At 64.3% G+C, this 14,250-nt stretch carries 13 protein-coding genes; 7 read left to right on the top strand and 6 right to left on the bottom strand.

All coding sequences use genetic code 11. From position 1 onward, the window contains the following. Positions 1 to 185: 185 nt before the first annotated feature. Both BH683_RS11100 and BH683_RS11095 read left to right on the top strand, forming a co-directional pair. Positions 186 to 599 carry a hypothetical protein gene (locus BH683_RS11100; RefSeq protein WP_084836331.1) on the top strand — a complete coding sequence of 138 codons (414 nt, stop codon included), beginning with the start codon at positions 186 to 188 and terminating at the stop codon, positions 597 to 599. Between the two features lie 142 nt (positions 600 to 741). Next, entirely contained in the window at positions 742 to 2,172 is a 1,431-nt protein-coding gene (locus tag BH683_RS11095) for an APC family permease (protein ID WP_084836441.1), read from the top strand. Positions 2,173 to 2,240: 68 nt separating this feature from the next. Here the strand turns inward: BH683_RS11095 and BH683_RS11090 are convergent, their stop codons facing one another. Further along, positions 2,241 to 3,020 (bottom strand): alpha/beta fold hydrolase, encoded by a 780-nt coding sequence (locus BH683_RS11090; RefSeq protein ID WP_084836330.1) that lies wholly within the window; start codon positions 3,018 to 3,020, stop codon positions 2,241 to 2,243. A 173-nt stretch (positions 3,021 to 3,193) separates the two neighbouring features. Between BH683_RS11090 and BH683_RS11085 the strand changes: the two genes are divergently transcribed. Beyond that, positions 3,194 to 4,312 (top strand): FAD-dependent monooxygenase, encoded by a 1,119-nt coding sequence (locus tag BH683_RS11085; protein WP_084836329.1) that lies wholly within the window; start codon positions 3,194 to 3,196, stop codon positions 4,310 to 4,312. Between the two features lie 77 nt (positions 4,313 to 4,389). Here the strand turns inward: BH683_RS11085 and lpdA are convergent, their stop codons facing one another. From lpdA to pdhA, 4 genes are read right to left on the bottom strand one after another with little or no spacing between them, the layout of a single operon-like run. Further along, positions 4,390 to 5,766 carry a dihydrolipoyl dehydrogenase gene (gene lpdA / locus BH683_RS11080; protein WP_084836328.1) on the bottom strand — a complete coding sequence of 459 codons (1,377 nt, stop codon included), beginning with the start codon at positions 5,764 to 5,766 and terminating at the stop codon, positions 4,390 to 4,392. Between the two features lie 30 nt (positions 5,767 to 5,796). After that, a complete protein-coding gene (locus BH683_RS11075) occupies positions 5,797 to 7,086 on the bottom strand; it encodes a dihydrolipoamide acetyltransferase family protein (RefSeq protein ID WP_084836327.1) in 1,290 nt (429 codons plus the stop codon). A gap of 14 nt (positions 7,087 to 7,100) precedes the next feature. Next, positions 7,101 to 8,090 carry an alpha-ketoacid dehydrogenase subunit beta gene (locus BH683_RS11070; protein ID WP_084836326.1) on the bottom strand — a complete coding sequence of 330 codons (990 nt, stop codon included), beginning with the start codon at positions 8,088 to 8,090 and terminating at the stop codon, positions 7,101 to 7,103. Then, a complete protein-coding gene (pdhA, locus tag BH683_RS11065) occupies positions 8,087 to 9,172 on the bottom strand; it encodes a pyruvate dehydrogenase (acetyl-transferring) E1 component subunit alpha (protein ID WP_246833317.1) in 1,086 nt (361 codons plus the stop codon). The genes BH683_RS11070 and pdhA overlap by 4 nt, the downstream gene beginning before the upstream one ends. Before the next feature lie 160 nt (positions 9,173 to 9,332). Here pdhA and BH683_RS11060 point away from each other — a divergent pair, with 160 nt between their 5' ends. The 3 genes from BH683_RS11060 (at position 9,333) to BH683_RS11050 (ending at position 11,779) form a co-directional block, all read left to right on the top strand. Then, complete coding sequence (locus BH683_RS11060; protein WP_084836324.1) at positions 9,333 to 9,806, top strand: Lrp/AsnC family transcriptional regulator; 474 nt, start codon at positions 9,333 to 9,335, stop codon at positions 9,804 to 9,806. Between the two features lie 182 nt (positions 9,807 to 9,988). Beyond that, positions 9,989 to 11,083 carry a Glu/Leu/Phe/Val dehydrogenase dimerization domain-containing protein gene (locus tag BH683_RS11055; protein WP_084836323.1) on the top strand — a complete coding sequence of 365 codons (1,095 nt, stop codon included), beginning with the start codon at positions 9,989 to 9,991 and terminating at the stop codon, positions 11,081 to 11,083. Positions 11,084 to 11,239: 156 nt separating this feature from the next. Further along, a complete protein-coding gene (locus BH683_RS11050; protein WP_084836322.1) occupies positions 11,240 to 11,779 on the top strand; it encodes a ferritin in 540 nt (179 codons plus the stop codon). 75 nt (positions 11,780 to 11,854) lie between these two features. On the opposite strand, the gene BH683_RS11045 is transcribed toward BH683_RS11050, so the two are convergent. Continuing rightward, positions 11,855 to 12,769, bottom strand: coding sequence for a DUF5926 family protein (locus BH683_RS11045; protein WP_084836321.1), 915 nt, complete (start codon positions 12,767 to 12,769; stop codon positions 11,855 to 11,857). 119 nt (positions 12,770 to 12,888) lie between these two features. Between BH683_RS11045 and BH683_RS28400 the strand changes: the two genes are divergently transcribed. Beyond that, the coding region (locus tag BH683_RS28400; protein ID WP_168187021.1) for an HNH endonuclease signature motif containing protein at positions 12,889 to 14,250 on the top strand (1,362 nt) is incomplete at its 3' end.

Here is a 14,250-nt window from a genome sequence, read left to right as displayed (position 1 = left end):
ACCACCAGCCGCGTAACGCCGCTGAAACATCCTCTAGCTGCGTTTTTAGTGTACGAAGGGGTTGACGTCTACGAAAGTCGGTGGCATCGTCTGCTCTGCATCCTGAACTAATTTTTGGGATCCAACTACGAAACCGCCCGCTATCGACGACACTAAAGTCAGTACCCACACCCAAGGAGCGACCCATGACAGACACCCCCGCACATTCCGGCGAGGTCAGCCCTCCCACGCCCGGAGACACCCTGGTCTTCGAGAACGATCGTGTACGTGTCTGGTCGATGACTCTGGAGCCCGGCGGCATGTTCGATTTCCACCAGCACCATCACGATCACGTGGTGATCTGGCCGGACGCCGGCGACGTACAGGGTCAAGAACTCGGTGACGCGGAGTGGGGTATCGCCCAGCACGCCGATCCGGGCTTCGTGTTGTACAAGACCGTTGGATCCTCGAAACCGCTGCACCCACACCGCATTCGCAACCTCGGCGATGAAAAGGTCACCCACTTCATCATCGAACTCCTCGAGACCTCGCCCAGTGCAGTCGAGCTTCCCTGGCAGCACAACGATCGCGGTTCGTTCACGACCCCCGACGGTCGCTGACACCGCTGCGCCACACCCCGCACACCGAGCCGCCACCCGGCTCCCCCACCTCACCGAAGACTTCGGCACCATCGCGGCGACGCGACCTGCGTGGTCACCCCACGCCCTCGACAAGATCCATCACACATCCCAGGAGATCGCCATGGCCGTCCCGAACGACGAGCTCATCACCACCACCGAGACAGATCACCTCAAACGAAACACCATCGGCGTGGCCGGCATGGTGTTCATGGTCGTCGCAGCGACCGCACCCCTGACCGCCATGGCCTCGAACCTGTCGATCGGACTCGCCTTCGGGGTCGGCGAAGGGCTGGTCGGGTTGCTGCTCCTGGTGGGCATCCTCCTTGCGGTGTTCACCGCCGGCTATGTGGTCCTGAGTCGTCGTGTCATCAACGCCGGCGCCTACTACGCCTTCATCGGGTACGGCCTCGGCAAGGCATCAGGATCTGCCTCGGCATTCGTCGCCACCATCGCCTACAACCTCGCCGCCGCTGGAATGATCGCCGCGACAGGTTATTTCACCGACATCGCCGTCAGTTCGATGTTCGACATAGACCTTCCCTGGTACGTGTACGGAGCTTTGGCGCTGGTCGTGACAGCAGCCCTCGGCTTCATCGGGGTCGGGATCACGAAGAGAGTCACCTCCATCGTGTCGATCGCCCAGTTCGTCATCATCATCTGGCTGGGTATCGCCATCGTCGTGCAGCGGCCCGAAGGGTTCTCCATGGACGTGTTCGCGCCGGATCGAATGTTCGAGGGCAACCTCGCACTCTCCCTGGTCTTCTGTGTGCTGTCGTTCGCGGGCTTCGAGGCCACCGCCATCTACGGCGAAGAGGCACGGGCTGCGCGGCGCAGCATCAAGGTCGCGACGTATTGCGCACTGGCCCTTCTGGTCCTGATCTTCATGGGCTCGACCTGGTCGATCGTCGCCGCATTCTCCGATGTGCAAGCAGTCGCCGCACAAGACCCAGGTGGGTTGATCTTCGCAACCGCCGACCTCTATCTCGGCGGTTGGTCCGAACAGATGTTGAGCCTGCTGGTGGCATTCAGCTTTCTCGCCGCGGCCGTCGCGTTCCACAACATGGCGGCCCGATACATGTTCGCGCTCGGCCGCTCCCGGTTGCTTCCCCAGCGCCTCGCGCACGTCAATCCACGTTTCGGAACACCCCAGGTCTCCGGGGCGATCCAGATCGCCATCTCGCTCATCGTGTTGGTCCCCTTCGTGATCGCCGAGTCGGACCCGATCATCAACCTGTTCCCCGCAGTCTCGGGCATCACCTCCCTCTCGATCCTCGGCCTCATGATCGGGTGCAGCCTCAGCGTTGTGGTCGCCTCATACCGGGGGCTCCTCGAGGGCGAATCGGCCTGGTCGTCGCGAATCGCCCCGGCATTGTCCGGCGTACTCCTCGCCGCCATCGGCGTCATCGTGGTGATCAATTACCAGGATGTCACCGGGAGTTCGTCGTGGATCGTCGCCGCGATGCCCGCACTACCTGTTCTCGGTGCGATCTACGGCGCGGTCATCTATCGCCGCGGGCGGGGTCATGATCTGGAGAAGCATCTCGCCGACTGAGGACGACACACACGAAAAGACGATGGGGGCGCCTGGACTGGGCGCCCCCATCGTTGTCGTGTGAATGCTCAGTACTCGGCGATCAGCAGCGATACCCGCCCCGCCAGTTCCTCGGCACATTCGAACGCGGTGGCATGCCGGGCACCCTCGATGCTCCAGAATGCTGCGCCCGGAATACGTTCGGCCAGCAGGCGTCCGGCCTCGTAAGGGATCACCGTGTCGTCGGTTCCGTGCACCACCAACGTGGGTATACGGATGGATGCCAGGAGTTCGGTGGTGTCGTGGCCTGCGAGCGCACCGATCCTGCGAGCATGCAGTTCGTCGGGCCGACGGACCAGCGCCGCCCGTACCGTCTCGACGATCGAGGGATCATGCTCTCTGACAGCGGGACTCAGTGCTGCGTCCAGCATCGCCAACGCGCGCTCCTCCGCGGTCATCGCGGTCGAACTCTCGGCGAACGTCCGCGTCGAGGCGTGGGTTGCCGTCGTCGAGACCAACGCAAGCGTGCGCACCCGTTCCGGATGCCGAATGGCGAGATGCTGCGCGATCGCTCCTCCGAACGAGGTGCCCAGTACATGCGCTGACGACCACCCCAGGGCGGTCATGAGATCCGCCGCGTCGTCGGCGAGGTCACCCATCGAATACGCCGGGCGGTCACTGATCTGGTCGCCGGTGTCGCGCTGATCGTAGGCGACAGCCTCGATCCCCGCCGCAAACCTACCTGCGAGATCCGTGAATTGGCCACGGTCGCTGCCGATCCCGTGGATCAGCAGCAGAGATTCGCCGGAGCCCACTGATGAGTACTTCACCGTGCGTCCGTCGCTGAGTGTGATTGTTTCGTCCTGCATATCGCAGCTACTTTCTCGAACCGGTCGGGCAGGCGCCGTCCAGAGGGAACGTCGCCGTACTTATCTCACACAAACCGTGCGCCGAACACCACGGGCTGCTAGATTGGATCCTATCCTAGTCGGATTGAATACGATTGAATGCCGACTCAACGAACTCTCAACAGGAGGCAACCATGGCAGTGCTGGTTTCAGGAGCGAGCATCGCCGGCTTGTCGCTCGCGTACTGGCTCGACCGCTTCGGATTCGAGGTCACCGTCGTCGAACGCGCGCCGGCCCTTCGCGTCTCCGGGTCGCCGATCGACATCCGCGGCGACGCACTGGGGGTTGCGGCCGAGATGGGCATCGCAGATGCGATTCATGACCAGCGGGTGGCCACGTCGGGACGGGACGCCTTCACCACCTGGGTCGACTCCCTGGGCCGGCCGATCGCCGTGCTGCCCAACGAATACGCAACCGACTCACCGGACGACATCGAAATCGCCCGGGACAACCTGATTGCCATCTTGCACGACGCGATCGGCTCCGGCGTCGAGTTCGTCTACGACGACTCCATCGAAACAGTGGTCGACACCGGCAGAGTCGTCGAAGTGACTCTGGCCTCTGGGCGATCAGCCCGGTACGACCATGTCGTCGGCGCAGACGGTATCCATTCGACGGTACGGGAGGCGATCTTCGGACCCGAGCACCACTACCGCAAACACCTGGACACCTACACCGCGCTCGTGGACCTCCCCCTCGGTTCGGGCACGCCCGGCGAGAGTGTCACCTTCAGTGCACCCGGGAAGATGTTCTGTATCAACGATTACGGGCATCGCACGATAGGTTTCATGGCTGCGAGAACACCGGAGGTCGAGTACGACAACCGGGACCTGGCCGACCAGAAACGGGTGTTGGTGGGATTGCTGGCGGGTGATGTCGGTTGGCGATCCGAGTTCTTGCTGGACTCGATCGCCGAGACCGATCGCCTCTACTTCGACTCGGTGAGCCAGGTGCACATGCCGGGGTGGTCACGCGGTCGCGTCGCGCTCATCGGCGACGCCGCGCACGCCGCGTCACTCTTCTCGGGCCGCGGCACGTCACTGGCCATGATCGGTGCCCATCATCTGGCGACTGAGTTGGCCGCGACGCCGTCCGAGCACACCGAGGCGTTCGGCCGATACGAGCAGCAGATGCGTCCACGGGTCGCCACTGCGCAGGAAGGAGTCTCAGAAGCGCGGGACTTCTTGGTACCCGCCACCGAGTCGGATTTGCACGCGCGCAACCAGAGGTTCGCTGTCCACACGGCACACTGAACCGCGACGCAGACAACAAAAGCGCCCGACCTCATCGAGGAATCGATGGAGGTCGGGCGCTTGCGCGTGCTGTTGAATCAGCCGTGGGCGTGCAGCGGGATTCCGGCCATTGCCAGGTGGGCTTCGCCCAGCGCTTCGGACTGGGTGGGATGGGCATGGATCATGTCGGCCACGTCTTGGGGGTAGGCGCCCCAGCCGACGGTCAGCTGAGCTTCTCCGATCAGTTCCCCGACCCGTTCTCCGACCATGTGGATGCCGACGACGGGTCCTGAGTCCTTGCCCGCTCGAATCAGTTTCACACCACCACCGGTGCCCAGGATCTGACTCTTACCGTTGCCGGCGAGGTCGTAGACGATCACCGAGACGTCGCCGAACTGTTCGCGCGCGGCGGCTTCGGTGAGTCCGACCGACGCCACCTCGGGGCTGCAGTACGCGACCCGCGGGATCTGATGGTCAGCGACGGGGACCGGAGCCTGCCCGGCGATGATCTCGGCCACCCGAATCCCCTGCGCGAATCCGCGGTGAGCCAGTTGCGGCCCCGCAACGACGTCGCCGACGGCGTACACACCCGGTTGCGACGTCTGCAATGTGGCATCGACGGCGATGAAGCCTTTCTCGTCGAGATCGATTCCACCCTCGAGCAGTCCGAGATCCCCGGTGCGTGGGCCGCGGCCCACGGCGACCAAGACGACGTCTGCGTCCAACGCCTCGCCGTCTTCGAGTGTTGTCGTCACACCATCGGGGGTTTCATCGACACTGCGGCAACGAACACCCGTCCTGACGGTGATCCCGCGCTTCTTGAATGCCTTGGTCAACTGCTTCGACGACCACTCGTCTTCGGCTGCGACCAGCCGCGGCAGCGCTTCGACGATGGTGACGTCAGCGCCCAGCGAGGCCCAGACACTGGCGAACTCGACGCCGATCACGCCGCCGCCGAGAACGACCACCCGTCCGGGCACGCTCGGCAGTTCCAGAGCGTCATCACTGGTCAGGATGCGACCACCACGCTCGATGCCCGGAAGGGTGCGGGCATACGATCCCGTGGCGAGAACCAGCGACCGGCCGGTCAGGGTCCGGTCACCCACGGTCACGGAGCGATCGCCGGCATATCTGCCGGTTCCGCGGACCACCTCGACCTTGTGCGCTTTCACCAGTCCTTGCAGACCGCGGTACAGCCGGTCGACCACGGAGTCCTTGTAGGCGTGGATCCCGGCGACGTCGATCTTGGTCAGATCCGCTCCGATGCCGACCTGTGCTGCTGCCCTCACTGTGTCGGCCACCTCGGCGGCGTGCAGCAGCGCTTTGGTGGGGATGCACCCGCGGTGCAGGCACGTTCCGCCGACCTTGTCCTCTTCGATGAGGGTGACGCTCTTGCCGAGTTGAGCTGCGCGGAACGCGGCGGCGTAACCACCCGAACCACCGCCCAGGATCAGCACATCGGGATGATCAGACATCTGTTCTCCTCGTGGGTGTTCGGTGTAGGACTAGCTCAGCGCGATCAAGCTGATCGGGTCTGACAGGATGTCGGCGATCGTCGCGAGGAACCTCGAGCCCTGTTCGCCGTCGACGAGTCGGTGGTCGAAGGACAAGCTCAGGGTGGTGATCGAACGTAAGGCGATCTCGCCTTCGTACTCCCAGGGCTGCCGGCGGATCGCCCCGAAACACAGGATGGCCGCCTCACCGGGGTTGAGGATCGGAGTTCCCGAATCAACGCCGAACACACCGACATTGGTGATGGTGATGGTTCCGGCAGCGAGATCTTCGGGCCCGGTCCGTCCTTCCTTCGCGGTGGTCGTCAGCATCACCAGAGACTGGGCCAGGTCACGCAGACCAAGTGTGTGGGCATTCTTGATGTTGGGGACCATCAGGCCTCGCGGGGTTGCGGCGGCGATACCGAGGTTCACGTACCGCTTGGTGACGATCTCTTGATTGGCCTCGTCCCACGACGAGTTCAGTGACGGGTTCGTGCGCAGCGCGACGAGTAGTGCTTTCGCAACCAGGGCCAGCGGCGTGATCCGCACGGTCTCGAAGTGTTTGGACTGCTTCAGCTTGCTGAGGAGATCCATCATGGGCGTCACGTCGACGGTGATGAACTCGGTGACATGTGGTGCGGTGAAGGCACTCTGGACCATCGCCGCCGCGGTGTGCTTACGCACCCCTTTGATCGAGGTGCGTTCTTCGTCCAGACCGGTCACCGGCGGCCGAGCCGTCCGGGGCTCGGGTTCGGCCGGGTCGGCGACAGGCGCTTGTGAGAGATGTCGCTCGAGATCGTCGCGGGTCACTTCGCCGCGGCTGCCGGAGGGCTGCACATCCTTCAGGTCGACGCCGCCACGTCGGGCGGCGTACCGGACCGGTGGTGCGGCCAGCGGTCGTTCCTGTTGTGGGACAGGGGCCACCGCGACAACCGGTGCCGGGCGACGGCGCCTGCGGCCGGTGCTCTCGGCAGCCACGCCGTACCCGACCAGGACCGGTGTGCGTTCGGGCGCGGGTTCCGCGGTGGTGGGTTCGGGGGCGTCAGATGCGGGCGCACCGGCCACCTCGATGTCGATGAAGGGACTCCCGACCTCGACGGTCGCACCTTCCTCGGCATGAAGGGCCACCACTGTCCCGGCGTAGGGAGAGGGCAGCTCGACCGATGCCTTGGCGGTCTCCACATCGGCGATGTTCTGGTTGAGTTCGACTGTGTCCCCGACCTTCACCAGCCAGGTCAGCAGTTCGGCGTCGGTGAGACCTTCACCGAGATCGGGCAGGAGGAACGTCTGGATGGTCGGCATGGTTCGGTCAGCTCCTACAGTGCGAACGTGCGGTCGACGGCGTCGAGGATCCGGTCGACGTCGGGAAGAAAATGCTCTTCGAGCTTGGACGGCGGATACGGCAACGTGAAGCCGCCGACGCGGCCCACCGGCGCCTCGAGATGGAAGAAGCAGCGTTCCCCGATCCGTGCGGCGAGCTCGGCACCGATCCCCAGAAAGACCGGCGCCTCATGGGTGATCACCAATCGTCTTGTGCGACGCACCGACTCGGCTACGGTGTCGACATCGAGCGGTGAGATGGACCGCAAGTCGATGACCTCGATGGAGCGGCCCTCGTCTGCTGCTACTTTCGCTGCCTGAACCGCCGTCGTGACCAACGGTCCGTAGGCGACCAGCGTGACGTCGGAGCCGGCCGAGACGACCCTGGCCTTGTGTAGCGGGTACGGGTCGCCGGCGGCCAGCGGGCCCTTCTCCCAGTAGCGGCGCTTGGGTTCGAAGAACATCACCGGATCATCTGAGGCGATGGCCTGCTGGATCATCTGGTGAGCGTCGGCGGATGTCCCGCACGTGACGACCCGCAATCCGGCGGTGGCCGCGAAGTACCCTTCAGGAGACTCTGAATGATGCTCGATGGCTCCGATACCGCCACCGTAGGGCACCCGGATCGTGATGGGCATCTTGACGTTTCCGCCAGTGCGATAGTGGAGCTTGGCGACCTGGGAGACGATCTGATCAAAGGCCGGATAGATGAACCCGTCGAACTGGATCTCGCAGACCGGTCGGTAGCCGCGCATCGCCAGACCGACTGCGGTACCGATGATCCCGGACTCCGCGAGCGGGGTGTCGATCACGCGCTGCGGCCCGAAATCCTTCTGCAGGCCGTCGGTGACGCGGAAGACACCACCGAGCTTTCCGATGTCCTCACCCAGGAGTACGACCTTCGGGTCATTCTCCATGGCTGCTCGCAGACCGGAGTTGATCGCCTTGCCGATCGGGAGAACCTCGGGGGTGATTGCCGTGCTCATCGGACGTCTCCTTCGAATCCTTGCAGGTACGAGGCGAACTCGCGGCGCTCCTCGTCGATCAGGGGATGGGGTTCGGCGTAGACCTCGTCGAACATCGAGAGCGGCGCGGGTTCTACGGTCTCCAGGCAACCGCGACGTAGCGCAGCCGCGGTGGTATCGGCCTGCGCACCGATGGCTGCGCGCACATCGTCGCCGAGGGCACCCTCTTTCTCGAGCAGCAACCGGATGCGGTCGAGTGGATCCTTGGCGCGCCACTCGTCGTCCAATGCGGCCGGGCGGTAGCGCGAGGGGTCATCCGACGTCGTGTGAGGTCCCATCCGGTAGGTGACCGCCTCGATGAGCGTCGGGCCGCTGCCCTCACGGGCCCGGGCCAGTGCTGCTCTCGTCACCGCGATGACCGCGAGCACATCGTTGCCGTCGACCCGAACGCTCGGCACCCCGAACCCACGACCCCGCTCGGCGATGTTCACCCGGGTCTGCAACGACACCGGTTCGGAGATCGCCCACTGATTGTTCTGGCAGAAGAACACCACCGGCGCATGGAAGCTCGCAGCGAAGCCGAAGGCCTCTGAGATGTCGCCCTGACTGGTCGCGCCGTCACCGAAATAGGTGATGGCGGCGCCGTCGACGCCGTCGAACTGCATACCGAGGGCGTAGCCGGTGGCGTGCAGCGCTTGCGCGCCGACGATGATCGCAGGCGTAGTCATCCGATACTCGTATGGATTCCAGCCCGAATGGGTCGACCCGCGCCAGAACCGGAGCATCTGCGTGGGATCGACGCCTCGGCAGTATGCCACCGCATGCTCTCGGTAGCTCGCGAAGACGAAGTCCTGCGGGTCGAGGGCTCGCGCCGAACCGACCTGCGCGGCTTCCTGTCCCAGCAGTGGCGCCCACAGACCCAGTTCTCCCTGACGCTGCAGCGCAGTGGCCTCGGCATCTATCCGACGCACCACCACGAGGTCCTCGTACAAGCGACCCAACTCTGCGACGTCGATGTCGCTCACCAGCCCGGAGTAGTCGGGATGCTCGACCCGCTCGCCGGTCGGAGTGATCAATTGGACCAGGCCATCGTCATCGGTCACCGGAGATCTCCACTCAGTAGGCTGTCGGCGGGCGCGTGCCGCTAACGGAAGCAATTGCGATCGCCAGGCAATCAGTGGACTCCACATTGCACAAGAGAAGTTCGGGAATTTGAGCACACTGCGCAGATTTACGGCCGTGAGACGTGCGACACTTGGCGATATGACGCAGTTCGATCGATCCGACGCCCGCCTACTCCTCGCTCTGTGCGACACCCCACGCGCAACCGGCGTCCAGTTGGCCGCCGCGTTGCAGATGGCCCGCAACACCGTTCAGTCCCGTCTCGCCCGATGGGAGGAACGGCGGGTCCTGTCCCCCATGGATCGGCTGATCTCGACTCGCGACCTCGGATACACGTTGCGTGCATACATCAGCGCCGTCGTCGACCAACACCGGCTCGAACCGATCATCGCGCTCCTCGGCGACATCCCCGAGGTGATCGAGGTCATCGGAATCTCCGGAGACGCCGACCTTCTCGTCGCCGTCGCGGCCGTCGACGCGGACGATCTCTACCGAGTCGCCGGGCTCGTCTTGGCCGTACCAGGCATCGAGCGGACGACGATGTCGGTGGCGATGCGTGACGCGATCCCCTATCGGACCCGTCCACTGCTGGAGCGGCTCGCACGAGGTCGCTGAACTCCCGCGTTCGGGTCAGTCGACACATTGTGACCAATGATGCACTCCCGGAGCGTTCTAATTTGGGCGCTATGCGCAACTTCTGATCCCGCTGTTGCACATATCGGCGCATCGTTACAGCATTCCCTCAGCTGTTTGCACATCCTCGCCGAATGGCGTCGACCACCCACCCGGAGGTTTCCATGTCAGTCACCATCACCCCGTCAAACGTCGACACAGCCACGAGCCACGTGTTCGACCGGACGGACTTTCCCGTCGAGGAGCCTGCCCACGAGCAGGTGGTGTTCTGCCAGGACAGTGCCACCGGGCTCCGTGCCATCATCGCGCTGCACTCGACCACGCTCGGACCGGCACTCGGCGGCACCCGCTTTCGTGCATATCGCGACGAAGGTGCAGCTCTGACAGACGTTTTGCGACTCGCCCGCGGAATGACCTACAAGGCCGCAGCCGCAGGCCTCGATCTGGGCGGCGGAAAAGCCGTGATCATCGGCGACCCCCACGCCGTCAAGACGCCGGAACTCCTACGCGCCTATGGTTCTTTCGTCGAGCGTCTGGGCGGACGATACGTCACCGCGGGCGACGTCGGCACCAACAGCAACGACCTCGACATCATGGGCGAGACCACCGCACACGTGGTCGGGCGCAACACCGCCGCCGGCGGCTCCGGGGACAGCGGCCCCAACACCGCGCTCGGCGTCTTCCAGGCCATGCGGGCAGCAGCGGTGCGCGCCTGGGGTGATCGCGAGCTCCAAGGACGGACTGTCGGCGTCGAGGGCGCGGGCAAAGTGGGCTTCGAGCTGATCTCCCTGCTCTCGGGAGCAGGAGCCGACATCGTCGTGGCGGACCCGTATCGGCCGTCGCTGGATCGAGTGCTGGCCGCATTCCCGCGCGTACGAGTCGCTGCGGATGTGCGGGCTGAACGGCTCGACGTCTACGCCCCCTGCGCTCTCGGCGCGACAGTGAACGCCACGTCCATTGAGACACTCGACACATCGATCATCTGTGGCGCAGCCAACAACCAGCTGCTGACCCCAGACCTCGAGAGCGCCCTCGGCGATCGCGGAATCGTGTGGATACCGGACTATGTGGCCAACTCCGGAGGCCTGATCCAGGTGGAGGGTGAGCTACGTGGACGCGGCGCCGGCGAGGTTCGTTCACGGGTCGAAAAGGTCTTCGACACAATGTCTTTCATCCTCGACACCGCCGACCGGGAATCAATACTGCCAGGCATCGCGGCGGACCGTATCGCGCGCCGCCGATTGGACGCTCCCGCATGAACGTCGGGCACTAGAGCTGTGTCCGATGGCCACGGCGGTCGGCCAAATCCCTTGTATTCCAAGGTTAACCTTGCCTCAGGACCCTTTGGATAAGCCAACCTAAGTAAGGATGAACTTGGGTGACAAGGGGTTTGACCTGCTACTACGTTGGTTTCCATGAGCAACAAGATGACCAAATTCCACTCGCTGCTGCAGGAGCAAATCCGCCACGAGTTCGCGTCCTCACAGCAGTACATCGCCGTGGCCGCTTTCTACGACAACGAGGACCTACCGCAGTTGGCCAAGCACTTCTACGGCCAGTCGGTCGAAGAACGCAACCACGCGATGATGATCGTGCAGTACTTCCTCGATCGCGACATCACTGTGCAGCTGCCCGGTATCGACCAACCCGAGAACTCGTTTGCGGACTACCGGGCGCCGATCAAGCTTGCGCTCGAGCAGGAGCAGCGCGTCACCGACCAGATCGTCCAGCTGGCCAAGGTCGCCCGCGACGAGGGTGACTACCTCGGTGAGCAGTTCATGCAGTGGTTCCTCAAGGAGCAGGTCGAGGAGGTCGCAGTGATGCGTACCCTTCAGACGGTCGCAGACCGCTGCGACGGCAACCTGTTCGATCTGGAGAACTTCATCTCGCGTGAGATCGGTGTCGCCGCGACGAGCGACGCGACCGCACCGGCCGCCGCCGGTGGCTCCATCTAAAGAGACCATCTCTGCAGCCCACGACGGGCGCCCCCTTCTCGGGGGCGCCCGTTGTGTTGTGTCCGGTGTTCGCTGCTAACGCAAGGTGACCTGGCGGCCACGGATACCGTCGCGAGACCTGCGCTCGGCGCTCGTCAGTTCGGCGTCCGAGGCCAGTGCTTCGTTGAGCGCGGCGTTGAACTTTTCTGCGCCCTCTGTCCACTCTTGATGGTGCATTTCGACGTCCAGGTCGAATACGGGCACCAGCAGGCCATGGGTGCGGAATGATCCCGCGAACCGCGACCCCTCGCCCAGGGTCAGGCCGCCGGCGGCGTGGACCCGCGCGAGTGCTGCCATCACGTCGTCTTCGTCTTCGGGACGGACCCAGCGCAGATGCGCACGCTCGCCGGCATCAACCCACCAGGGTGCACCGACGAAATCTCCCACGAGTCGCGCCGTCGGACGGATGGCGGCGTTGGCCTGCTCGATCATCTGGACGATCTGCGGGGCCGGATCCGCCTGGCCTTCGATCCACCAGTTGAAGTCCTTCTGCACGGTGACGTCCAGTGCTGCCTTCGGGTCGAGGATGTCGGAGAGCGCCTTCGCCTCGGACGCATCGACCTCGGTGAGCGTCTCGCCCGCCTCGGCCCCTGCGGCCCACTCGATCGCGACGGACAACGCATCACCGGGGTCCGCGGGCTCGGGTTCGGTCTGCAGCGCGACCAGTGCCACCGACGTGCCGTTTTCTTCACGGACGAGGGCGGGGCCGGCGCCGGGGAGCACTGTGACCAGTCGAACGGTGTTCGCAGATGAGCCGACCAGCGTCAGATCTGCTGTCGCCGAGGCGACGAACGACCGCAGCGCCACCAGATCGCATTCCGCGGCGACACCGGCGAACGGGCGCTCGACGGGCGCGATCTCTTGCGCTTGCCGCTCTTTACGTGCGGCGACCCGCTCGGCGCGGTTACTTCCGGGGCGCGGACCACTGCCGCGTTTGCTCTTTTTGGCCACGGTATGACGTTACGCAGCGTTCAGAAGTCTCGGACTCCCGGGGTGAAGAGATCACTGCCCCGCGGCTGAACGATTCGCAGCGGGCGTCCAGTGTCAGACCTCGAATGTATGTTCTATCCATGGCTTGGGTGGGGACCGCAACGTTAGACGCTGAGGCGTCGGAGTTGTTGTCGCGCGTGCAGTCTGGGACTCGTGAGGTGAATCAGGCGTGGGCGGCGCGTCTTGATGATGGTCTGGCGTATTACCGGTATGTCTCCTCGATCGAGGATGAGCATGGGACGCGGGCCGCGGCGTGTGAGATCGCGGTGGCGTGGCGGTGCACGACTGGTCAGGCTGATCATCTGTTGCGGTGTCGGCGGTTGTTGGATCATCTGCCGGAGCTGGCGGAGGCTTTCTCAGCGGGTGACCTGTCTATCGAGAAACTCAAAGCGCTCTATCATCGTGCCAGTCGTGGGTATCGGGATGCGTTGATGGATCTCGATGGCGTTCTGGCGGAGGATGCGATGTTGTTGGGTGACAACATCTTCGCGGAGGAGCTGGATCGTCATTTGATGCCGTTCGAACCGGACCGCCCTGATGATGATGGTGCGGCGGATCCGTTGCGTCGGGTGACCGTACGTCGTCGGGCGGGTGGGATGGCGAGTCTGACCACGGGGTGCACGGCGGAGGAGGCGATCAGGGCGAAAGCTCAGCTGGAGGAGATGGCGCTCGATGACCCGGCGGGTGAGGTCGATGCGGTGCTCGAGGCGATCGCGAACGCCAACGCTGCGGCTACTGAAGATGCCGAACCCGAACCCGAGCCAGAAGTAGAGCCCGAGCCTGCGGCTCGCCCGTCTGCTGCTGCGCCTTCGCGCGCTGCCCGGCGTGCGTGGACAGAGTTGGTGCTTGATCTGCCGACCCTGCTCGGGTTGTCGAAGGATCCCGGGTACTTGCTGGGGTATGGGTCGCTCGATGGTGATCAGTCGCGGTCGCTGGCAGGCCGTTCCCGGTGGAAGGCGTTGGTGACGATCGGGCAGGACGCGATCGCTGCGTTGGTGGAGTTGATCAACTCGGCCGATGGTCGACCGGTCACGGCCGAGGACGTCGCCGCCGCATTGATGAAAGCCGTCGACAACGGCAACCGGCTGGTTCTAGGGGAGAAGGATGTCGGTCCGGCTCCGCCGGTGAAAGCGCCACCTTCCAAGGATGGTCATGGCGGGTGGAAGCATCCGCCGCGGGGTGCATTGAAGTACAAACCCGGGCGCAAGCTTGCCCGGATCATCCGAATGCTGGATGGAACCTGCCGCTTCACCGGCTGCAAGAAACCCGCGAAGGACTGCGAGATCGACCACATCGTGCCGTTCAACCATGCCAACCCCATGGCCGGTGGCTGGACGATCGAATCGAATCTGGCGTGCTTGTGCAAGGAGCATCACGACCTCAAGACCCGCGGCATCATCCGGGTGGAGATGCGCGGCAACCGGGAGTACTGGATCGACACC

Source organism: Williamsia sp. 1138, from assembly GCF_002095435.2.
GTDB lineage: Bacteria > Actinomycetota > Actinomycetes > Mycobacteriales > Mycobacteriaceae > Williamsia.
Note: the sequence above shows the minus strand (reverse complement) of the source record. Positions and strands in the feature narration are given on the sequence as shown.